This is a genomic window from Kitasatospora sp. NPDC057738, assembly GCF_042798815.1.
In the GTDB taxonomy this organism is placed as follows: domain Bacteria; phylum Actinomycetota; class Actinomycetes; order Streptomycetales; family Streptomycetaceae; genus Kitasatospora; species Kitasatospora lactacystinica.
On record NZ_JBHVJT010000061.1, the window covers coordinates 34,934 to 59,638 of the forward strand.

Annotated in this window: 3 protein-coding genes; 1 reads left to right on the forward strand and 2 read right to left on the reverse strand. The window is 74.1% G+C overall.

Annotation, left to right across the window (positions count from 1 at the left end; translation table 11 throughout):
* Positions 1-148 precede the first annotated feature (148 nt).
* Positions 149-1,111 carry a hypothetical protein gene (locus ACFVGO_RS28525; RefSeq protein ID WP_380634885.1) on the reverse strand — a complete coding sequence of 321 codons (963 nt, stop codon included), beginning with the start codon at positions 1,109-1,111 and terminating at the stop codon, positions 149-151.
* Positions 1,112-1,375: 264 nt separating this feature from the next.
* Positions 1,376-2,545, reverse strand: a complete 1,170-nt coding sequence (locus ACFVGO_RS28530; protein ID WP_380350927.1) for a cytochrome P450 — start codon at positions 2,543-2,545, stop codon at positions 1,376-1,378.
* Between the two features lie 904 nt (positions 2,546-3,449).
* On the opposite strand from ACFVGO_RS28530, the gene ACFVGO_RS28535 reads away from it, so the two are divergent.
* Positions 3,450-24,705 (forward strand): SDR family NAD(P)-dependent oxidoreductase (locus tag ACFVGO_RS28535; protein WP_380634888.1); only part of this gene is annotated, 21,256 nt, incomplete at its 3' end.

Consider the following 24,705-nt stretch of genomic DNA (forward strand, 5'->3'; position numbering starts at 1 on the left):
GCCGGGCGGGACGACGGTAAGCGCTTTCCCGAAGGGCCGTCAACGGGAGGGGAGGAGACCGGGAGGGAGCGTGGCAGGAGACCGGTGATCGCTTACCGGGCAGAGGAGGCCGGCTGGGGCAGGGGCACGCCTCCCGAACGGGGTCGGACTACCGTCCGTTCGCGGCCGTCGCCCGCCCGCGCAAGGAGACCCCGAAGCGTGTACGGAGCCGGTGCACCTCCCACCAGGCCACCGCCGTCACCGTCGCGGGTCCGCCGACCACGGCGCACAGCTGGACGGGCGGCGGGCCGGGCGGCAGGCCGCCGAACAGCAGCCCGATCCCGGCGAGCTCCCAGACCACGATGCCGGTGAGGATGGGCGGGAACGTCGCGTGCACCCGGTCCATGGTGAATGCCGTACGGGCCACCGTCGGTGAGGCGAAGGCCACGAACATCAGCACCCAGATCGGCGCCGTCATGACCAGCAGGTCGAACAGCGGCCCGAGGAACAGGCCCTGGACCGACCCCCGCGCCTGCGAGGCCAGCCACAGCAGAGCCGGAACCGCCGTGCACGCGCCAACGTACTTCAGGGCCATCAGCACCGCAGGCCGCACCTGCGCCCGCATGGCCGGTCGGGCGGCCGGCCCGGCGAGCCGGAACAGGACCCCGACCACCACCGGCGTGGTCACCAGCACCAGCACCGGCGTGACCGCCAGCCGGACCTCGAACTGCTCGTCGAGCCGGCCCCAGTCGTCCGCCGACCCGTACACCACGAGGACCCAGAACGCCGCCGCGAGCGCCAGCCACCCCCGGATCCGCTGCACCCGCAGCACCGCCTCGTCGGTGATCCCCGGCGGCCCCGGCACCGCGAACACCCGCCGCGCCTGCCGCCGCGCCGTCCTGGCCATCGGGTAGAGCCCCAGGAGCACCAGCAACGGCCACAGGCAGAACATCAGCGGCACCAGGACCCAGCCCCCGACCGTCCGCCGCACGGGCGCCAGCACCTCCCGCAGGGTCGGCCACTCCTCGCCCCGGAACCGCTGCCACAGCGGGACACCACCCGGCTGCTGCGGTTGGTGGGACCCCTCCCGGTAGGGGGCCCGCCGCAGGTGCTCCTGATCTCCGTACCTCACGCCGAGTTCCTCACGCGCGCTGTGCCCGTCCGCCGACACATGATCAATCCGTCAGCGCCGCACCCTACTGCTGCCCGCCGGGGCCTCACCCACCCGGCCCCGGCTCAACCGAGACGATGGCCGCCGCTTCGACTTCGAGAACCCCGAGCACCGCTGAGCCGGCCGCGGATGACGGGCGCGGACGCGGTGCGGTGGTGGTGGAAGCGCTGTCGGGTCTGCCGTGCCCCGACCGGTTCCCGCGCCTGCGGTACGAGAGTCCGTGGATCACCAGGTGACCGGCAACGCCTGCAGGCCGCGGAAGACCAGTTCCGGCACGTAGGCGAGCTCGGACTCGTCAACGGCGAGGCGCAGTCCCGGATACCGTTTCACCACGGAGCCGATCGCCACCCGCATCTCCCGGCGGGCCAGTATCGCGCCGAGGCAGAAGTGCGGCCCGTGCCCGAAGGCGAGGTGCGCTGCCGGTCCTTCGCGCGTGATGTCGAAGCGGCCGGGATCCGGGTACACGCCGGGGTCGCGGTTGGCCGCGACGATGACCGGCAACACCGGTGCGCCCGCCCCCAGTTCGACGCCCTCCAGATCGACGGGCTCGGTCGTGACGCGGACCTCGGCCGAGGTGAAGAGCCTGCTGTAGCGCAGTAGTTCGTCGACCGCCGGTCCGATCAGGTCCGGTGACGACCGCAGCAGCGCGAGTTGGTCCGGGTGGCGCAGCAGGGTCAGGAACGAGTTGCCCAGCTGGTTGACGGTCGTCTCGTGGCCGGCGATCAGCAGGCCTTCGAGGTTGGCCAGCAGCTCGGGTTCGGTGAGGTGGTCGCCCTCGTCGTTGGCGGCGACCATCGCCGAGATCAGCCCGTTGTCCGGCTGCGCCCGCTTCTGACGCACCAGATCGGCGAGCCAGTCCTGCATCTCGCCCTGTGCGGCCCGCAGTTCGTCCGGAGTGATGTTCGTGACGAACAGCCGCCTGGTCCACCTGCGGATGGCCTCCGCCTCGGAGTAGGGCACGCCGAGCAGCTCGCAGATGACCATCAACGGCAGTGGAGCGCAGAGGCCTGCCACAAGATCCGCGGTTGGATCGAGGGAGTCGAGCAGGGAGTCCGCGATGGACTGCACGCGTGGTTCGAGCTGATCGACCATGCGCGGGCTGAACGCCTGCGACATCAGTTTGCGCAGGCGGGCGTGGCGCTCGCCGTCCAGGCTGGAGACCAGTAGCGGGTCGGCGGCGACGGACAGTTTCAGCGGGCTGCCCGGAAGTGTGGCCGCCTCCCGGCTGAACCGGCTGTCGCTCAGAACCTGGCGCACCGCCTTGTAGGAAAGGGCGAGCCAGACGTCCGCCGTACCCATCGACGCGAGGACGACCGGAGCCTTCGCGAGCAGGGCCTCGGCTTCGGGCTCGTTGTCGAGGTGGTGCGGTGTGGTGAGGGGAAACGTGGCTCGCATCGCTGCCTCCTGACTGGATGTCACCAGGTCCGGGCGCCGGGTGCCGGGCGCGAACGGCCGGGGCCGATGCACGGATCGGTGACAGCTGGGTTGTGTGCCGCCGGGGGGCGGTGGCGCTTCGCGATCGTCTCGACGTCGAGGGGGTCGAACGGTTCGGTCGGAGCCGTCGGTGGCGCCGGTGGTCGGTTCGCTCGATCCGGGTGGTGATCGCCGTGCGGAGGTCTTCCCGCGTGGGCGGATGGCGGTCGAGGACGTTCTTCTACGCGAGTGCGAAGGGGATTCTAGGGCGTTGTCACCGGCGGCGTCGACGGTGCCCGTGAACCCGGCCCGGTCGTGGCGGTTCGGGGTGTGGACGAACTACTGTGACCGAACCGGCAGGTTCACCGGCAGATTCGCCGGCGGGTCCGCCGGCGGACACTGTGGCGGGCCGTCGTCAGGAATCGGCGCGTTTCCTGGGGCACGGGACGGATTTCGCCACGGCGCCTTGGTCGTGCAGGCATATGACGTTGTGATGTGCCTCGTTTGAGACAGCCTCCGCATGGCCTATGGCGACGGCGTGATGTTGCTGCCATGCTCGTCTGCGCGGCGGGGCGATCATCGCCTCGGCCCCCACGCTCAGCTCACCAGTGCATCTTCCTCGGAGAGCGTCGCCGGCGCTGTCGCTTTCGAGGGACCGCTCCACTGATCCAGGCGCCCGAAGCGCCGTCGAGTCCGGGTTCGGATACCACCGGGCCGCCGGGCTGCCCGCTCGCTCGATGCTCCGGCCGCCGGCGCGGCCGGAGCCGCACCATCGGGACTGCTACGGAAACACCCCCCCTGCCTTCCTTCATTCCACGGCTCACGAGGTGTCGATGTGATGCGTTTCCCCTTGGATTCGGACGCTGATCGTGTCGCTGTCATCGGAATGGCGGGCAGGCTGCCGAAAGCCCCGGATCCGGAGGCGTTCTGGCGACTGCTGTGCGACGGGTCCGACGCGATCACCGCGCCGCCCGCGGGCCGACAGGGCGTACGGCACGGCGGCTACCTGGACCGGGTGGACGGCTTCGACGCCGCGTTCTTCGGTGTGTCCCCCCGTGAGGCCGCCGGCATGGACCCGCAGCAGCGGCTCATGCTCGAACTCGCCTGGGAGGCCCTGGAGGACGCCCGGATCGTGCCGGGCACGCTGACGGGCAGTCCGACGGGGGTGTTCGTCGGCTCGATGTGGGAGGACTACACGTCGCTGGCCTACCCCGGTCACATCACGCCGCACACGCTGACCGGCACCAGCCGGGGCGTCATCGCCAACCGCGTCTCGCACTTCCTCGGTGTGCGCGGACCGAGCATGACGGTCGACACGGCCCAGTCGTCGGCGCTGGTCGCGGTGCATCTGGCGGTCGAGAGCCTGCGCCGCGGCGAGTCGGCGCTCGCCCTGGCCGGCGGGGTGAACCTCAACCTGACCGCCGCCCGAGAGGAGGGAGCGGCGGAGTTCGGCGGTCTGTCCCCGGACGACCGCTGCTTCACCTTCGACGCCCGGGCCAACGGCTTCGTCCGCGGCGAGGGCGGCGCCTTCCTCGTCCTGAAACCGCTGGGTCGGGCCCTGGCCGACGGGGACCGCGTCTACGGTGTCGTCCGGGGCAGCGCGGTCAACAACGACGGCGCCACACGGAGCCTGACCGTGCCCAGCGCGCAGGCCCAGGAACAGGTCATCCGCGAGGCACTGGCCCGCGCCGGCGTGCGTCCCGCGGATGTGCAGTACGTGGAGCTGCACGGCACCGGCACCGCTGTCGGCGACCCCGTCGAGGCCGCCGCCCTCGCGGCGGCCTACCGCGACCCGGCCGGGTCCGGCGACGCCGACGGCGCCCTGCGGGTCGGATCCGCCAAGACGAACGTCGGCCATCTGGAAGGCGCCGCGGGCATCGTCGGTCTGCTCAAGGCCGTCCTCAGCGTGTACCACCGCGCACTGCCGCCGAGCCTGAATCACGAAACCCCCAATCCCGGCATCCCTCTCGACGCACTGGCGCTGCGGGTCCAGACCGCTCTGACCCCCTGGCCGCGGCCGGACGCGCCCCTGCTCGCCGGCGTGTCGTCGTTCGGTATGGGCGGCACCAACGCGCACGTGATCGTCGAGCAGGCGCCCGATGCGGCCGGGCCGCCGGCCCGGCGGCCCGCCCCCGAGGCCCGGCCGGCGCCGTGGATCGTCACGGCGCGGACCAAGCAGGCGCTGCGAGCGCAGATCGAGCGCCTGCGCGAGCACGTGCGCAGCCACCCGGACCTGACCGGCGCCGAGGTCGCGCACGCGCTGGCCACCACCAGAACCCGCTTCGCGCACCGCGCGGTCCTGCTCGACTCCGTCCAGGCCGCCGCCGGCCGGGCCGGCACCCCGGGCCGTACCGTCTTCGTGTTCCCCGGCCAGGGTGCGCAGTGGGTCGGCATGGGCCGGGAGCTGTACGCCGCGTACCCCGTCTTCCGGGCCGCCATGGACGAGTGCGCCCAGGCCCTGGCCCCGTACACCGACTGGTCCCTGGCCGATGTCCTGGACGGCGCTCCGCTCGACCGGGTGGACGTCGTGCAGCCCGCCCTGTTCGCGGTGATGGTGTCCCTGGCGGCACTGTGGCGCTCCTTCGGCGTCGAGCCCGACGCGGTGGTCGGGCACTCGCAGGGCGAGATCGCCGCGGCATACGTCGCGGGCGCGCTGTCGCTGTCCGACGCGGCCCGGATCGTGGCACTGCGCAGCCGCGCGCTGGTGGCGCTGACCGGCCGGGGCGGCATGGTGTCCGTGGCCCTGTCCGCCGAGCGGGCCGAGGACCACGTGTCGCGCTGGGGCGGCGCGCTGACGGTCGCCGTGGTCAACGCCACCGGCTCGGTCGTGGTGTCCGGCGACCCGCAGGCCCTGTCCGAACTGGTCGAGTCCTGCGCGGCGGACGGTGTCCGCGCACGCGTCGTCCCGGTGGACTACGCCTCCCATTCCGCGCACGTCGAGGCGATCCGCGAGCGGCTGCTCACCGAACTGGACGGTGTGCGGCCGCGGCAGGGCACCATCCCGTACTACTCCGCGGTCACCGGTGGCCTCCTCGACGACACCACGGAGCTCGACGCCGGCTACTGGTACCGCAACGTGCGCGAGCCGGTCCGCTTCGACCTGGCCACCGCCGCACTGCTGGCGGACGGGCACGACGTCGTGGTCGAGGTCAGCCCGCACCCGGTGCTGCTGCCCGCCCTCGAACAGACCCTGGAACAGGCCCGCGAGCGGACCGGCGTGCCCGGCGTCGCCACCGGCACGCTGGGCCGTGACCGGGGCGGGCCGGACGTCTTCCTGACCGCGCTGTCCCGGCTGTTCGTGGCCGGCGTGCCGGTCGACTGGTCCCCGGCCGTCGCCGGGGCCGCGCCGGTCGACCTGCCCACGTACGCCTTCCAACGCCGTTCGTACTGGCTGCCCGAAGCGACAGCCGGGCAGAGCGGACGGACCCCGGCCGCCCCGGGGACGCACGCCGCGGAGACCGCCGCGCCCGGCCGGCCGGACGGCGGCCCGGAGACCCGCGACACCGACGCGGGCGGCAGGGACACGGGCGGCACGGACACCGGCGACCCCGAGTCGGGCAGCACGGTCGACGCGGCCGCCGTGGTCACCGAGCAGATCGCGCTCGTGCTGGGCCACGAGAACCCCGCGGACATCGATCCCGCGCTCACCTTCAAGGACCTCGGCTTCGACTCGGTCACCGGGCTCGAACTGCGCAACCGCCTGGCCGGCGCCCTGGACCGGCAACTGCCCTCCGGTCTCGTCTTCGACCACCCGACGCCCGCGGAGCTGATCGACTGGCTGCGCACCGGCCCCGGCGACCGGCCGGCCTCCGCCGCCCAAGCCGCCCCCGCTGCCGCGGCCGCCCACGACGACCCGGTCGTCATCGTGGGGATGGGCTGCCGCCTCCCCGGCGGGGTGGCCTCGCCGGACGACCTGTGGCGGCTCGTCGCTGAGGGCGTGGACGCGATCGGCGACTTCCCGGACGACCGCGGCTGGGACCTGGGCGGCCTGTACGACCCGGACCTGCGCGGCCCGGGCACCACGTACACCAACCGGGGCGGGTTCCTGGACGCGGTGGCCGGCTTCGACGCTCCGTTCTTCGGCATCTCGCCCCGCGAGGCGCTCGCCATGGACCCGCAGCAGCGGCTCGTGCTGGAGACGGCCTGGGAGACGTTCGAGCACGCCGGAATCGACCCGGCCTCGCTGCGCGGCGGCCACACCGGCGTGTTCACCGGCGTCTGGTCGTCCGGCTACGCGACCGGGCCGGGCCTGCCGGAGGACCTGGAGGGCTACCTGTTCACCGGCGTCGCGACCAGCGTCACGTCCGGCCGGGTCGCCTACCACCTCGGGCTGCGCGGTCCGGCGCTGTCCGTGGACACCGCCTGCTCGTCCTCCCTGGTCGCCGTCCACCTGGCCGCCCAGGCCCTGCGCGCGGGCGAGTGCTCGCTGGCGCTCGCCGGCGGCGTCACGATCATGGCGACACCGCTGGGCTTCACCGAGTTCTCCCGCCAGCACGGCCTCGCGGCGGACGGCCGCAGCAAGCCCTTCGCCGCCGCGGCCGACGGCACCAGCTGGGCCGAGGGCGCGGGTGTCGTGCTGCTGGAACGTCTGTCGGACGCCCGCCGCAACGGCCACCGGGTGCTGGCGGTCGTCCGGGGCTCGGCGGTGAACCAGGACGGCGCGTCCAACGGGTTGACCGCGCCGAACGGTCCGTCGCAGGAGCGGGTGATCCGTCAGGCGTTGGCGAACGCCGGGTTGGAGCCCTCCGAGGTGGACGCGGTGGAGGCCCACGGCACCGGCACCGCCCTCGGCGATCCCATCGAGGCGCAGGCGCTGCTGGCGACGTACGGTCAGGGGCGGGTGGAGCCGTTGTGGCTGGGGTCGGTGAAGTCGAACATCGGCCACACCCAGGCCGCCGCCGGCGTCGCGGGCCTGATCAAGATGGTCATGGCGATGCGGCACGGCGAACTGCCTCGGACCCTGCACGTGGACGCCCCCTCCCCGCACGTCGACTGGGCCTCCGGCGGCGTCCGGCTGCTGACCGAGGCCCGGCCGTGGCCGGAGCACGAGCACCCGCGCCGCGCGGGCATCTCGGCCTTCGGCATCAGCGGCACCAACGCCCACCTCATTGTCGAGCAGAGCAGCATCGAGCAGTCCTCCGACCCGGACCCCGGCCCCCTTCCCGAAGCCGCCGACCGGGCCGCCCCCACCGCCTGGCTGCTGTCCGCGAAGACCGACGCCGCGCTGCGCGCCCAGGCCGAGCGGCTGTACGCGTACGCGACCGCCCACCCCGACGTCCCGGCCGCCGCGATCAGCCGCGCGCTGGCCGCCCGCACCCGGTTCGAGCACCGGGCCGCGGTGGTCGGCGCCGACCGGGACGACCTGCTGTCCGGCCTGGCCGCGCTCCCGCCGGGACTGCCGGGACTGCTGGGCGTGCCTGGCCTGCCTGCCCGTACCGGCGGGACCGTGTTCGTCTTCCCCGGACAGGGGGCGCAGTGGGCGGGCATGGGCCGTGACCTGTACGAGCAGTCCGAGGTCTTCCGCGCCGGCATCGACGCCTGCGCCGCCGCCCTGGCCCCGTACACCGACTGGTCGCTGGTCGACGAACTGCGCCACGGCTCGCTGGACCGCGTCGACGTGGTGCAGCCGGCCCTGTTCGCCGTCATGGTGGCGCTGGCCGACCTGTGGCGGTCCTACGGCGTGCAGCCGGACGCCGTGGTCGGCCACTCCCAGGCGGAGATCGCCGCCGCGTACGTCGCCGGCGCGCTGTCGCTGGGCGACGCCGCCAAGGTCGTGGCGTTGCGGTCCAGGGCGCTGGCCGTCATCGCCGGCCGGGGCGGCATGGTGTCCCTCGCGCTGTCCGTCGAACAGGCCGCCGGCTACCTGGCCCGCTGGGGCGAGCGGCTGACCACCGCCGTGGTGAACGGACCCGCGGCGGTCGTGGTGTCCGGCGGCCTCGACGTGCTGGACGAACTGCTGGCCGCCTGCGAGGCCGACGGTATCCGCGCCCGCCGCCTGCCCGTCGACTACGCCGCCCACTCCGTCCAGGTCGAGGCGATCCGCGAGCAACTGCTCACCGAACTGGCCGGGATCGAGCCGAGAACCGCGGACGTCCCCTTCTACTCCACCGTCACCGCGGAACCGGTCGACACCTCCGCCCTCGACGCCGGCTACTGGTACCGCAACCTCCGCGAACCCGTACGGTTCGACCTGGCCACCGCCCGGCTCACCGCCGACGGCCACGACCTGTTCCTGGAGGTCAGCCCGCACCCCGTGCTGTTGCCCGCGCTGGATGTCGCCGCCACCGGAACACTGCGCCGCGACCACGGCGGCCTCACCGAGTTCCTCGCCGCGGCGGGACGCCTCTACGCCGCCGGAGCCGACGTCGACTGGAAGCCGGTGCTGCCCCGCACCGCACCCGGGGCGGACCTGCCCACGTACGCCTTCCAGCGCGAGCCCTACTGGGTGACCGCGACCCCGCCGGTGCCCCGTGACGACTGGCGGTACGAGGTGGCATGGACGCCGACGAGCGGTACCGCGGCCCCGGTGGACCCGGATCGCTGGCTCGTCCTGGCCACGACCGGGCACCCGTGGGCCGAGGCCCTGCGCGAACGGGGCTTCGCGGTGGCCGACACCTGGGATGCGGCCGACACCTGGGACGCGGCCGGCACCGGGGACGCCCGGCCCGGGCCGGACGGTGTGCTGTCGCTGCTGGCGCTGGACGAGGAGCCGCACCCCGACCACCCGGTGCTCCCGGCGGGCCTGGTCCGCACCCTGGACCTGGTCCGCACCCTGGGTCCGGTGCGCAGCCCGGACCCGGTGAGGACGGCGGCCGTCCCGCTGTGGTGCGCGACCAGCGGCGCCGTGAGCACCTCGGGCACCGACCCGGTCACCAGCCCGGCCCAGGCCCTGGCGTGGGGCACCGGCGCGTCCGCGGCGCTGGAGTTCCCGCACGGCTGGGGCGGCCTGGTCGACCTTCCCGCCGTGCCCGACGAGGAGAGCGTGAACGCGCTGCTCGTCGTGCTCGCCGGCACGGGCGAGGACCAGGTGGCGATCCGCGGCACCCGGCGCTTCGCCAAGCGGCTGCGCCGCAAGGCCTCATCGGGCCCGGCCGCGCGGCCCTGGCGGCCGCGGGGCACGATGCTGGTCACCGGCGGCACCGGCGCGCTCGGCGGTCATCTGGCCCGCCGCCTCGCGCGGCAGGGCGCGGAGCACATCGTGCTGGCCTCCCGCCGCGGCCCCGACGCACCCGGCGCGGCCGGCCTGCGCGACGAACTGGAGGCAGCCGGGGCGCGGGTGACCGTGGCGGCGTGCGACGTGGCCGACCGGGACGCCCTGCGGGACCTCGTCGCGCGCGTCGGCGGCATCCGCGCGGTCTTCCACACCGCCGGCGTGATCAGGGCGACCAGGCTGGCCGACACGACACCGGCGGAGTTCGCCGAGGTCGTCACGGCCAAGGTCGCCGGGGCGGCGAACCTGGCGGAACTCCTGCCCGACCTCGACGCCTTCGTCCTGTTCTCCTCCACCGCGGGCGTGTGGGGCGACGGCCACGGCGCGGCCTACGCCGCCGGCAACGCCTTCCTCGACGCCCTGGCCGCACAGCACCGGGCCCAGGGCCGCGCCACGACCTCCGTCGCGTGGGGCATCTGGGCCGAAGGCGGCATGGCGGACCTGGAGCCCGTGCGGCACCAGCGCGCCCTGCTCGGCCTCGGCGAACTGGACCCGGGCCGGGCACTCGACGCGCTGCAGGACGTCCTCGACCACGACGAGGCCCTCGCGGTCGTCACCGAGGCCGACTGGGCACAGTTCGCCCGCGCCTACACCCACGCGCGGCCGAGCCGGCTGCTGCGGGACCTGCCCGAGGCCCACAGCCGGCCGCAGGCCCCCCGACCCGTGCCCCCCGCTGGCGGCACCGACCTGCTGGAGCTGATCACCACCCACGTCGCCGGGGTGCTGGGACACGCCACCCCCGAGCGGCTCGACCCCCGGCGGGCGTTCAAGGACCTGGGCTTCGACTCACTGACCGCGGTGGAACTGCGCAACCGCCTGACCGCCGCGCTCGGGACGCAGCTGCCCGCCACCCTCGTCTTCGACCACCCCACCCCGGCGCGGCTGGCCGCCCACCTGTCCGGCGGGTCCGGCGAGCAGGACGCGCCGCGGGCCCCGGCCCCGGCCGCGACGGACGAGCCGATCGCGGTCATCGGCATGGGCTGCCGCTACCCCGGAGGCGTCGGTACCCCCGAGGACCTGTGGCGGCTGGTCGCGGACGGCGTGGACGCGGTCGGCGACTTCCCGGCCGACCGGGGATGGGACATCGACCGCCTGTACGACCCGACGGGAAGCCGCCCCCGCACGTCGAGCACGTCCCAGGGCGGCTTCCTCGACGCCGCCGGAGACTTCGACACGGCGTTCTTCGGGATATCGCCCCGCGAGGCGCTCGCCATGGACCCGCAGCAGCGCATCCTGCTGGAGACCGCGTGGGAGACCATCGAGTACGCCGGTATCGACCCGACCGCGCTGGAGGGCACACCCACCGGCGTGTTCACCGGCATGTGGTCCACCGGCTACGCCGCCGGGCCGGTCCCCGACGACCTGGAGGGCTACCAGGTCACCGGCACCGCGTCGAGCGTGGGGTCCGGCCGGCTGGCGTACCAGCTGGGCCTGCTCGGCCCGGCACTGTCCCTGGACACCGGCTGCTCGTCGTCCCTGGTGGCCCTGCACCTGGCCGCCCAGGCGCTGCGCTCGGGAGAATGCTCCTTGGCCCTGGCCGGCGGCGTCACCGTCAACGCGGCACCCACGCTGTTCACCGAGATGTCCCGGCAGGGGGCGAGCGCGCCCGACGGCCGCAGCAAGTCCTTCGCCGCCGCGGCCGACGGGGCGGGCTGGGCCGAGGGCGCGGGCCTGCTGCTGCTGGAACGCCTGTCCGACGCCCGCCGCAACGGCCACGAGGTGCTGGCGGTCGTCCGGGGCTCTGCCACCAACCAGGACGGCGCCTCCAACGGCCTGACCGCGCCGAACGGCCCCTCCCAGGAGCGGGTGATCCGTCAGGCCCTCGCCAATGCCGGGTTGGAGCCGTCCGAGGTGGACGCGGTGGAGGCCCACGGTACGGGGACGACTCTCGGCGATCCCATCGAGGCGCAGGCGCTGCTGGCGACGTACGGCCGGGACCGGGACGAGCCGTTGTGGCTGGGGTCGGTGAAGTCGAACATCGGCCACACCCAGGCGGCGGCCGGCGCGGCCGGCCTGATCAAGATGGTCATGGCGATGCGGCACGGCGAACTGCCTCGGACCCTCCACGTGGACGCGCCCACCCCGCACGTCGACTGGGCCTCCGGCGCGGTCCGCCTGCTCACCGAACCGGTCGTCTGGCCCGGGACCGGGCGGCCACGGCGGGCCGCCGTCTCCGCCTTCGGCATCAGCGGCACCAACGCCCACGTCATTATCGAGCAGAGCATCCCCGAACAGCCCGCCGAGGCCGACTCCGCCGCACCCTCCCCCCGGGGCCGCGCGGACGACCAGGTCCTCTGGCCGCTGTCGGCCCGGTCCGAGGCGGCGTTGCGGGAGCAGGCGCGCCGGCTGGGCGCCTTCACCGCTTCGCATCCCGAGGTGAGCCCGGCGGCGGTCGGGGGCGCTCTGGCCGCCCGCACCGTGTTCGAGCACCGGGCCGTGGTGGTGGGCACCGCCGCGGCCCTGGACGCCCTGGCCGAGGGCGGCACGGCGCCGGGTCTGGTCACCGGGACCGCCCGCCCGGTGGGTCGGTCGGTGTTCGTGTTTCCGGGTCAGGGTGCGCAGTGGGTGGGTATGGGTGGGGAGTTGTACGGCTCGGAGCCGGTGTTCCGGGAGGCGATCGATGCGTGTGACGCGGCGTTGGCGCCGTACACGGATTGGTCGTTGGTGGAGGTGCTGACCGGCGGTGGTTCGCTGGAGCGGGTGGATGTGGTGCAGCCCGCCCTGTTCGCGGTGATGGTGGCGCTGGCGGAGTTGTGGCGTGCCCATGGTGTGGAGCCTGATGCCGTCGTCGGGCATTCGCAGGGGGAGATCGCGGCGGCGTACGTGGCGGGGGCGTTGTCGTTGGACGACGCCGCCAGGGTGGTCGCCCTGCGCAGCAAGGCCCTGGTCGCCCTGGCCGGACACGGCGGCATGGTCTCGGTCGCGCTGTCCGCGGACGACGCCGCCGGCTACCTGAGCCCCTGGGACGACCGGATCACCGTCGCGGTGGTCAACTCCGCCTCGACCGTCGTCGTGTCCGGCGAACCCGGGGCCCTGGACGAACTGCTGGCAGCCTGCGCCAGGGACGGCATACGCGCCCGCGCCATCCCCGTCGACTACGCCGCCCACTCGGCGCAGGTCGAGGCGATCCGCGAGCAACTGCTCACCGAACTGGCCGACATCACGCCCCGCTCGGCGGCGATCCCGTTCTACTCCACGGTCACCGGCGAGCCGGTCGACACCTCAGCCCTCGACGCCGATTACTGGTACCGCAACCTCCGCGAACCCGTACGGTTCGACCTGGCCACCGCCCGGCTCACCGCCGACGGCCACGAGGTGCTCGTGGAAGTCAGCCCGCACCCGGTGCTGGTGCAGGACCTGGACGGCGTGGCGACCGGCACCCTGCGCCGCGACCACGGCGCCATCGGGGAATTCCACACCGCCCTGGCCCGCCTCCACGTCCAGGGCGTCGCCGTGACCTGGCCGCACGAGCGCCCGCACGGCGTCAGGCTGCCGCGCTACCCCTTCCAGCGCAGCACCTACTGGCTCACCCCCGCGGCCGACGACCACGGCACCGGGCACCCGCTGGCGGGCACCACGGTCGAACTGCCCGACGGGAGCACCGTGCACAGTGGGCGCGTCTCCACCCGCACCCACCCCTGGCTGGCCGACCACGCCGTCGACGGCACCGTCCTGCTGCCGGGCACCGCCTTCCTCGAACTCGCCACCCTGGCCGGCGGGACCCTCGACGACTTCGTCCTGCACCTGCCCCTCGCGCTCTCGGACAGACCCACGGACATCCAGGTCTCGGTCGGCGCCCCGGACGACGCCGGCCGCCGACCGGTCACCGTGCACGCCAAGGGCGGCGACGGCTGGGTCCGCCACGCGTCCGGAACCCTCGGCGGCCAGGTGACGGCCGGTCGCCCCGACCGGCCCGCGAGGAACGCCGAACCCGTGGACCCCGAAGGGTTCTACGCCCACCTCGCCGGACTCGGATACCAGTACGGACCCGCGTTCCGGGGCGTGCGGGAGTTGTGGCGGGGCGAGGACGAACTGTACGCCGAGGTGTCCGTCCCCGACGGCGCCCGCTTCGGCATCCACCCCGCGCTCCTGGACGCCGCACTCCAGCCGCTGATCCTGCTCAGCCCCGACACCCGGGTCCGGCTGCCGTTCTCCTTCTCCGGCGTCGCCGTGCACACCACCGGTGTGTCGTCCGCCCGGGTCCACCTGGCCCGCACGGGCACCGGCACCTACCGCGCGACCCTGACCGACCTGTCCGGCAACCCGGTCGCGGACATCACCGCGCTGACCGTCCGTCCGGCCGCCGAGGCCCGGGCCACGGTGCTGCACACCCGGTGGGTACCCCTCATCGCGGGCCCACCGACCGAGGTGGTGCCGAGCCCGGTACTCGCCGCGGAAGCCGACGCGGACTCCGTGCACGCCCTCGTCCAGCGGGCCCGCGCGCTCGTCCAGGACTTCCTGGCCGGGCAGCCGGAGCGGGCGGCCGCACGCCTGGCCGTCCTGACCCGCGGCGTGGCCGGCGCGGCCGTACGCGGCCTGATCCGCAGCGCCGCCGCCGAGCACCCCGGCCGGTTCGTCCTGGTCGACATGGGCGACGCGTCCGAGGAGGACGCGGTCCTGGCCGCCATGACGGCCGGCGACGAACCCGAACTGGCCCTGCGCCGGGAAGGCGTCCTGGTGCCGCGGCAGGCCAGGTACGCGCCGGAACCGACCGCCCCCGACGGCGCGTACCGGCTGAGCGAGGCCGGCAGCGGGCAACTGGACGACCTGGCCCTGCTGCCCCGGCAGGAGGCCGCGCTGGAACCCGGACAGGTACGGGTCGCCGTACGCGCGGCCGGCCTGAACTTCCGCGACGTGCTCATCACCCTCGGCATGTACCCGGACCGGCCCCCGTTGGGCGGCGAAGGGGCCGGCACCGTCATCGAGGTCGGCCCCGGCGTCACGGCCTGGCGGCCCGGCGACCGCGTCACGGGAATGATGCCCGGCGCCTTCGGGCCGCGCGCGGTCGCCGACCACCGGCTCCTGACGGCGATCCCCGAGGGCTGGAGCTTCACCGAGGCGGCGTCGGTGCCCATCGCGTTCACCACCGCCTGGTACGGGCTGTTCGACCTCGGCGAACTGCGCCCCGGCGACCGGGTCCTGGTCCACTCCGGCGCGGGCGGTGTGGGCATGGCCGCCATCCGGTTGGCCCTGAACAGCGGCGCGGAGGTCTTCGCCACCGCGAGCCCCGCCAAGTGGGACACCCTGCGGCGCCTCGGACTGGCGGACGACCACATCGGTTCGTCCCGCGACACCCGGTTCGCCGAGCGGTTCCCGGCCATGGACGTCGTCCTCAACTCGCTCGCGGGAGAACTCACCGACGCCTCCCTGCGGCTGCTCGCCGACGGCGGACGGTTCGTCGAGCTGGGCAGGACGGACGTCCGCTCACCCGAGGGCCTGATCTACCGGGCCTTCGACCTCAACGACGTCGACCCCGCGCGGCAGGGCGACATCCTCTCCAAGGTCGTGGCGATGGTCGCCGACGGGACACTGGAGCCGCTGCCGGTCACCGCCGCGGACCTCCGCCAGGCCGTCGCCTCCTTCCGGCTGATGAGCCAGGCCCGCCACACCGGCAAGATCGTCCTCACCGTCCCCCGGCCGATCGACCCCGACGGCACCGTGCTGATCACCGGCGGCACCGGCACCCTCGGCCGGGCCGTCGCCCGGCACCTGGTGTCCCGCTACGGGGTACGGCACCTGCTGCTCGTCAGCCGCGGCGGCGGCGCGGTGCCGCACCTGGAGCCGCAAGGGGACGTCGACGTGCGGGTCGTGGCCTGTGACGTCGCGGACCGGGACGCGCTGGCGGCCGTACTGGACTCGATCCCGGCCGCGCACCCGCTCACCGCCGTCGTCCACGCGGCCGGCGTGCTCGACGACACCGTGGTGGAACGGCTGACCGCAGAGCAGCTCGACCGGGTGCTGCGTCCCAAGGTCGACGGCGCCTGGAACCTGCACGAGCTGACCCGCGAGCACCACCTCGCCGCCTTCGTGCTGTTCTCCGCGGCCGCGGGTGTACTCGGCAACGCCGGCCAGGCCGGCTACGCGGCCGCGAACTCCTACCTCGACGCGTTCGCCGCACACCGGCAGACCCTCGGACTGCCCGCCGTGTCGATGGCCTGGGGCTATTGGGAGCAGGAGAGCGGCATGACCGCCCACCTCACCGCGGCCGACCGCCAACGCCTCGCCCGCCAGGGCATCCGCCCCATCAGCACCGAACGCGCCCTGGCCATGTTCGACACCGCGCTGGCTTCCGGACGTCCCGCGCTGACCACGGCCGACCTCTCGATGCCGCAGACCCTGCCGACGCCGAAGGCCCCCGCGTCGGACCTGCTGTCCCTGGTCGCCGCCCACACCGCCACCGTCCTCGGCCACTCCGACGCCGCCGCGATCAGCCCCGGACTCGCCTTCCGCGACCTCGGCTTCGATTCCCTGACCTCCGTCGAACTGCGCAACCGCCTTGCCGGCGCCACCGGCCTGCGGCTGCCCGCGACCCTCGTCTTCGACCACCCCACCCCCGCCGACCTCGCCGACCACCTCACGGCCGAACTCTCCGGTGCGGCAAAGAGTGTGGTGCCGGTGGCGCCGGAGGTGTCGGCGGGTGGTGAGGCCGATCCGGTGGTGATCGTGGGCATGGGGTGCCGGTTGCCGGGTGGGGTGGGGTCGCCCGAGGAGCTGTGGCGCCTGGTGTCGGGTGGGGTGGACGCGATCGGGGCGTTCCCGTCGGATCGCGGGTGGGACGTCGAGGGGTTGTTCCATCCGGACGCGGATCATCCCGGGACGTCGTACACGCGGTCGGGTGGTTTTCTCGCGGACGCGGCGGGGTTCGACGCGGATTTCTTCGGGATCTCGCCGCGTGAGGCGTTGGCGATGGATCCGCAGCAGCGGGTGCTGCTGGAGACCGCGTGGGAGACGTTCGAGGACGCGGGGATCGATCCGACGTCGTTGCGGGGCAGCCGGACGGGTGTGTTCACCGGCATCTGGTCCTCCGGCTACGTCGGCAGCCCCGACCAGGCACCGCCCGACACCGAGGGCTACCTCGCCACCGGCATCTCGCCGAGCATCACCTCCGGCCGGGTCTCCTACCTGCTGGGCCTCCAGGGCCAGGCCGTGTCCGTCGACTCCGCCTGCTCCTCGTCACTGATGGCGATCCACCTCGCCGCGCAGGCACTGCGCTCGGGGGAGTGCACACTCGCCCTGGCCGGCGGGGTGACCGTGAGCGTGACGCCCCTGCAGTTCACGGAGTTCTCCCGCCAGCGTGCCCTGGCCCCTGATGGCCGGTGCAAGCCCTTCTCGTCGACGGCCGACGGTACGGCGTGGGGTGAGGGTGCGGGGCTGGTGCTGCTGGAGCGGTTGTCGGACGCCCGTCGCAACGGGCACCGGGTGCTGGCGGTGGTGCGGGGTTCGGCGGTGAACCAGGACGGGGCGTCCAACGGCCTGACCGCGCCCAACGGCCTCTCCCAGGAGCGGGTGATCCGGCAGGCTCTCGCCAATGCCGGGTTGGAGCCGTCCGAGGTGGACGCGGTGGAGGCGCACGGTACGGGGACGACGCTCGGTGACCCCATCGAGGCGCAGGCGCTGCTGGCGACCTACGGCCGGGACCGGGTGGAGCCGTTGTGGCTGGGGTCGGTGAAGTCGAACATCGGGCACACCCAGGCGGCGGCCGGCGCGGCCGGCCTGATCAAGATGGTCATGGCGATGCGGCACGCCGAACTGCCGCCGACGCTGCACGTCCAGGAGCCCACGCCGCACGTCGAGTGGGACACCGGTGACATCCGGCTGCTGACCGAGGCCCGGCCGTGGCCGGAGACGGGGCGGCCCCGCCGCGCGGGCATCTCGGCCTTCGGGGCCAGCGGCACCAACGCCCACGTCGTCATCGAACAGTTCCTGGAAGAAACCCCCGAACAACCCGCCGCGGACGACTCCGCGGAGCCCACCGTATGGCTGCTGTCCGGCAAGACGGACGACGCCCTCCGCGCCCAGGCCCGACGGCTCGCGGACCACCTCACCGCCCACCCCGGACTCCGGTCGGCCGCGATAGGCCGGGCCCTCGCCACCACCCGCACCATGCTCGCCCACCGGGCGGCCCTGGTGGGCAGCACCCGGACCGACCTCATGGCGGAACTGGCCGCCCTCGCCGACGGAGACCCCCGCGTCATCACGGGGGTGGCCGGTTCGCCGGGTCGGTCGGTGTTCGTGTTCCCGGGGCAGGGGGCGCAGTGGGTGGGTATGGGTGGGGAGTTGTACGGCTCGGAGCCGGTGTTCCGGGAGGCGATCGATGCGTGTGGGGCGGCGTTGGCGCCGTACACGGATTGGTCGTTGGTGGAGGTGCTGGTCGGTGGTGGGTCGCTGGAGCGGGTCGACGTCGTGCAGCCCGCGCTGTTCGCGGTGATGGTGGCGCTGGCGGAGTTGTGGCGTGCCCATGGTGTGGAACCGGATGCCGTCGTGGGGCATTCGCAGGGGGAGATCGCGGCGGCGTACGTGGCCGGGGCGTTGTCCCTGGACGACGCCGCGAAGGTGGTCGCCCTGCGCAGCAAGGCGCTGGCGGTGCTGGCCGACCAGGGCGGCATGGTTTCCATAGGCCTCGGGCATGAGCGGGCCGCCGGGTTCGTGGCCCGCTGGGACGGCCGGCTGACGGTGGCGGTGGTCAACTCGGCGGACAGCGTGGTGGTATCGGGCGACCTGGACGCGCTGGACGAACTGCTGACGGCCTGTGAGGCCGACGGCATCCGCGCCCGCCGCCTGCCCGTCGACTACGCCGCCCACTCCGTCCAGGTCGAGGCGATCCGCGAGCAACTGCTCACCGACCTCGCCGGGATCGAGCCGAGGACCGCGGACGTCCCCTTCTACTCCACCGTCACTGGCGAGCCGGTCGACACCTCCGCCCTCGACGCCGATTACTGGTACCGCAACCTCCGCGAACCCGTACGCTTCGACCTCGCCGTCGAGGCCCTTGCGCGGGACCGGCACGGCGTGTTCGTGGAGGTCAGCCCGCACCCCGTACTGGTGCCGGTGATGGACGGCGTGGCGACCGGCACGCTGCGCCGCGGCGGCGGCAGGCAGGAGTTCCACCTCGCCCTGGCGCGCCTGCACACGCAAGGCGTGGCCGTCGACTGGACGCCGGTCCTCCCCGGCGAGCCCCACCACGTCCCGCTGCCGACGTACGCCTTCCAGCACCGGCCGTACTGGTTGGACCCCGCCGCCGCGAAGGGCGACGTGTCGGCGGCGGGACTGGAATCGGCCGGCCACCCGCTGCTCGGGGCCGTCGTCGAACTGGCCGGGGACCAGAGCGTGCTGCTCACGGGGCGGCTCTCGACGGCCACCCGGCCCTGGCTGGCCGACCACGTCGTCCTGGGCTCCGTGCTGCTGCCCGGCACCGTGTTCGTCGAACTCGCCATGCACGCAGGCCGGCAGGCCGGCTGCGACGTCCTGGACGAACTGGTGCTGGAAGCCCCCATGATCCTGCCGGACGACGGTTCCGTGCCGGTCCAGGTCGTCGTCGGCGCACCGGACGGGACGGGCCGACGCCCCGTCACCGTGCACTCCCGGACGGGCGGCACCTGGCTGCGGCACGCCACCGGCATGCTGGCGACCGGCGGCCGCCCCCACCCGTACGACACCGGCGAGCCCTGGCAGCCGGCCGGTGAGCCCGTCGACCTGACCGACTTCTACGACACCCTCGCCGCCCAGGGCTACGAGTACGGGCCGGTGTTCGCGGGCGTACGCGAGATCCGGCGGCAGGGCGACGAGCTCTATGCCGAGGTGGCGCTGCCCGCCGACACCCGCGACCGCTTCGGTCTCCACCCCGCGCTGCTCGACGCCGCACTCCAGCCGCTGACCCTGCTGGCGGCCGGCCGGCTGCCGTTCTCCTTCGCCGGGGTGTCGATGCGGAAAGCCGGCTCCACGGCCCGGGTCCGCCTCACACCCACCGGCCCCGACACCTTCCGGGTCGCGCTCGCCGACGAATCCGGGCCGCTGGCGGTGATCGACGCGCTGACCGTGCGCCACCGGCCGCCGGGCATGCCGGTCGCCGGGACCGACCAGCTCTTCCGCCTCGACTGGGTGCCCGTCGAGAGCACTGGCGAACCCCCGGCCGTCCACCACGTCACGCCCCCGGCGGGAGACCCCGTGGCGGCCGCGCACACCGTCGCCGCCGAGACGCTGGGCGTGCTCCAGGACTTCCTGCGCGACGGGGACGGCCGGCTGGCCGTAGTGACCCGCGGGGCGGTCGGGCCGGACCCCGTCGACCTGCCGTCCAGCATCGTCTGGGGCCTGGTCCGCGCGGCCCAGGCGGAACACCCCGACCGGTTCGTGCTCGTCGACACCGACGACCGCGTCCTCGTCGCGGGGGACGAACCGCAGCTCGTCGTCCGCGACGGCGCCGCCCGTGCCGCCCGCCTGGTACGGGCCGAAGCGGCCGCGGCGTCCAGCCCGCTCGACCCGAACGGCACCGTGCTGATCACCGGAGGCACCGGAACGCTGGGCCGCCTCGTCGCCCGGCACCTGCGCGACCGGCACGGCATCCGGCACCTGATCCTGCTCGGCAGGACCGCGGCGGAGGTGGACTTCGACGCCGAGGTGGTGGCCTGCGACGTGGCCGACCGGGACGCGCTGGCGGCCGTACTGGACTCGATCCCGGCCGCGCACCCGCTGACCGCGGTCGTCCACGCCGCCGGTGTGCTCGACGACGGCGTCGTCGAATCCCTGACGCCCGGCCGGATCGACCGGGTGCTGCGGCCCAAGGCCGACGCCGCCTGGCACCTGCACGAGCTGACGAAGGACCTCGGCCTGAGCGCATTCGTGCTCTTCTCGTCCGCCGCCGGTGTGCTGGGCGGCCCGGGCCAGGCGAACTACGCAGCCGCGAACGCCTTCCTGGACGCCCTCGCCGTGCACCGGCGTGCCCTGGGTCTGCCGGGCGTGTCGCTGGCCTGGGGACAGTGGGCCGAGGCCAGCGGGCTGACCGAACACCTCAGCGACACCGACCGCAGGCGCCTCGCCCGCGCCGGCGTGCTGCCGATGCCCACGGACCAGGCGCTGGCACTGTTCGACCTGGCCCTGGGCGCCGCCGATCCCGCGCTGGTCCCCGCACACCTCGACCTGTCGGCGGCGTCCACCCGCCCCCTGCTCAGCCGCCTCGCCCGTACCCGGCCCGCCCGGCGCACGGACCGGCCGGGCCTGGGCAGGGAACTGGCGGCCCTGCCCGAGACCGAGCAGCACAGCCGCGTCCTGGCACTGGTCACCGGCCAGACGGCCGCGGTCCTCGGCCACCCCGACACCGCGGCCGTCGGCGCCGAGCGGGCCTTCAAGGACCTGGGCTTCGATTCGCTCACCGCGGTGGAACTGCGCAACCGGCTGTCCGCGGTCGCCGGGGTACGGCTGCCCGCGACGATGGTCTTCGACCACCCGACCCCCGACGCTCTGGCCGGCCACCTGCGCGACCTCCTGGTCGGTGCCCGGCGCCAGGCCCCTGCCGTGTCCGTGCCGGTCGGGGTTCCGGTGTCGGACGACCCCGTCGTGGTCGTGGGGTTGGGGGCCCGGTATCCGGGCGGGGTGGGCTCGGCGCAGGAGCTGTGGCGCCTGGTGTCGGGTGGCGTGGACGCGGTGGGTGAGTTCCCGTCGGACCGTGGGTGGGACGTGGGTCGTCTCTACGACCCGGCCGGTGGTCCGGGGAGGTCGTACACGCGGTGGGGCGGCTTCCTCGACGCCGCCGGCGACTTCGACGCGGCGTTCTTCGGGATCTCGCCGCGTGAGGCGCTGGCGATGGATCCGCAGCAGCGGGTGCTGCTGGAGACGGTCTGGGAGACGTTCGAGGACGCGGGGATCGATCCGACGTCGTTGCGGGGCAGCCGGACCGGCGTCTTCACCGGCATCTGGGCCTCCGGCTACGGCGCCGGGGCACAGCCGCCCGACCTGGAGGGCTACCTCTCGACGGGCACGGCGACGAGTGTGACCTCCGGGCGGGTGTCGTACCTGCTGGGGCTGGAGGGTCCGGCGGTGTCGGTGGACACGGCTTGCTCGTCGTCGCTGGTGGCGATCCATCTGGCGGCGCAGGCGCTGCGCTCGGGGGAGTGCTCGCTGGCCCTGGCCGGCGGTGTGACGGTGATGGCGACGCCGGCGGGGTTCGTCGAGTTCTCGCGGCAGCGGGGGCTCGCGGCCGACGGCCGGGTGAAGGCGTTCGCCGAGGCCGCTGACGGTACGGCGTGGGGTGAGGGTGCGGGTGTCGTGCTGCTGGAGCGGTTGTCGGACGCCCGCCGCAACGGGCACCGGGTGCTGGCGGTGGTGCGGGGTTCGGCGGTGAACCAGGACGGGGCGTCGAACGGGCTGACCGCGCCGAACGGTCCGTCGCAGGAGCGGGTGATCCGTCAGGCCCTCGCCAATGCCGGGTTGGAGCCGTCCGAGGTGAATGCGGTGGAGGCGCACGGAACGGGGACGACGCTCGGTGACCCCATCGAGGCGCAGGCGCTGCTGGCGACCTACGGTCAGGACCGGGTGGAGCCGTTGTGGCTGGGGTCGGTGAAGTCGAACATCGGCCACACCCAGGCCGCCGCCGGTGTGGCGGGCGTGATCAAGATGGTCATGGCGATGCGGCACGGTCAACTGCCGCCGACGCTGCACGTCGACGCGCCGACCTCGCACGTCGACTGGGAGTCCGGCAACATCCGGCTGCTCACCGAGGCCCGGCCCTGGCCCGACAGTGGCCACCCGCGCCGCGCGGGCATCTCGGCGTTCGGCATCAGCGGTACGAACGCGCACGTGATCCTGGAGGCACCGGCCCCGGAACCGGCCGAGGAGACGTCGCCCGAGTCCCCCGCCGCTTCCGTGCCCGCAGCCGTCGTGCCGGTGCCGTGGCTGCTGTCGGCCAAGTCCGAGCAGGCCCTGCGCGACCAGGCCCGCAGGCTGCGCGGGTTCCTCGCCGAGCACCCCGAGGTCACGCCGGCCGAGGTGGCCGCGGACCTGGCCGCGCGGGCCCGGTTCCCGCACCGTGCCGTGCTGACGGACCCGGCCGGCCTGGACGCGCTGATCGACGGACAGCCCGGAATCGTCACGGGCACTGCCTCCCAGGGCCGGTCGGCGTTCGTGTTCTCGGGTCAGGGTGGTCAGTGGGCGGGGATGGGGCGGGGTCTGTACCGGGAGTTCCCGGTGTTCGCCCGGGCGCTGGACGAGGTGTGCGGGTTGCTGGGCCTGCCGGTGGAGGTGCTGTTCGAGGACGAGGAAGGCGTACTCGGGGAGACGGAGTTCACGCAGGCCGGGGTGTTCGCGCTGGAGGTGGCGCTGTTCCGGTTGGTGGAGTGGCTGGGGGTGCGGCCGGACTTCGTGGTGGGGCACTCGGTCGGTGAGGTGGCGGCGGCCCATGTGGCGGGGGTCCTGGGGCTGGAGGACGCGTGTGTGCTGGTGGGGGCACGCGGCCGGTTGATGCAGGAGTTGCCCGGTGGTGGGGTGATGGTGTCGCTCCGGGCGTCGGCGGAGGAGGTGCTGGGGTCGCTGGTGCCGGGGGCCGAGGTGGCGGCGGTCAACTCGGCGGACAGCGTGGTGGTGTCGGGGGACGAGGCCGCGGTCGAGGCGGTCGCTGAGGTGTGGCGTGGCCGCGGGCGCCGGGTGCGGCGGTTGGAGGTCAGTCACGCGTTCCATTCGGCGCGGATGGATCCGGTGCTGGAGGAGCTGGGCCGGGTGGCGGCGGGCCTGTCGTTCGGTGAGCCGGTGATCCCGGTGGTCTCGACGGTGGCGGGGCGTCCGGTGGACATGGGCGAGCCCGGGTACTGGGTGCGTCAGGTGCGGGAACCGGTCCGGTTCGCCGATGCCGTGGAATGGCTGACGGGCCAGGGTGTGACCGGATTCGTGGAGGTGGGTCCGCATCCGCTGCTGGTGGGGACCGGGTTGATGCGGCGTGATGGTGATTCTCCGGAGCGGCTGTTCGCGGGGCTGGGGCGGTTGTGGGCGGACGGCGCGGTGCGCTGGACGCCGCCGGTGACTACGACCGCGACCACGACGGCGGGCACGTCGGACGTGCGCGTGCCTTCGTACGCCTTCCAGCACCAGCACTACTGGCTCCACCCCACCACCCCGGCACCGACCGGCGACGGCCGGATCGACCACCCGCTGCTGCGGGACGCCATGGAACTCCCCGACGACAACGGCGTGGTGCTGACGGGACACCTCGCCACCGGTGCGCAGCCGTGGCTCACCGAACACGTCATCTCCGGCTCGCCCCTGCTGCCCGCCGCGGCGTTCGTGGACCTGGCGCTCCGGGCCGGCGAACACGTCGGCCGCCCGGCGGTCGAGGACCTGACGCTGGAGACACCGCTGGTGGTCGCGGACGGTGTGCAGGTGTCCGTGACCGTCGGCCCCGACCGGGCGGGCCGGCGCAGCGTCTCGATCCACTCGCGCGCGGACGGCGAGTGGGTACGGCACGCCACCGGCACCCTGGGCGCCGTACCCGCCGTACCCGCCGCACCACCGGAGCCCTGGGCACGGCAGTGGCCGCCGCAGGCCGAAGCCGTCGACCTCGACGCCTTCTACGACAACCTGGCCGACGCCGGATTCGCCTACGGCACGGCCTTCCAAGGCCTGCGAGCGGCCTGGCGCGACGGCGACACCCTCTACGCGGAGGTGGCCGTACCCTCCGGCGACACCCGGTTCGCCCTGCACCCCGCCCTGCTCGACGCCGCGATCCAGATCGTGACCGTCGCCGACGACCGGGCGAAGATGCCGTTCTCCTTCGCCGGGATCTCCTGGTGGCGCGGCGCCGAGCACGCCAGGGTCCGGCTGACCATGACAGGCCAGGACACCTGCGCGATCGGCCTCGCCGACCAGTCGGGCGCACCGGTCGCCGAGATCGCCTCGTTGACCCTGCGCCGGCCGGCCGGTGCCACCACGCAGGAGGTGCCGTACCAGGTGG

Excerpts from the sequence above, each read along its gene's own strand:
- ACFVGO_RS28530 (WP_380350927.1), bottom strand. The coding sequence starts at position 2,545 with ATGCGAGCCACGTTTCCCCTCACCACACCGCACCACCTCGACAACGAG.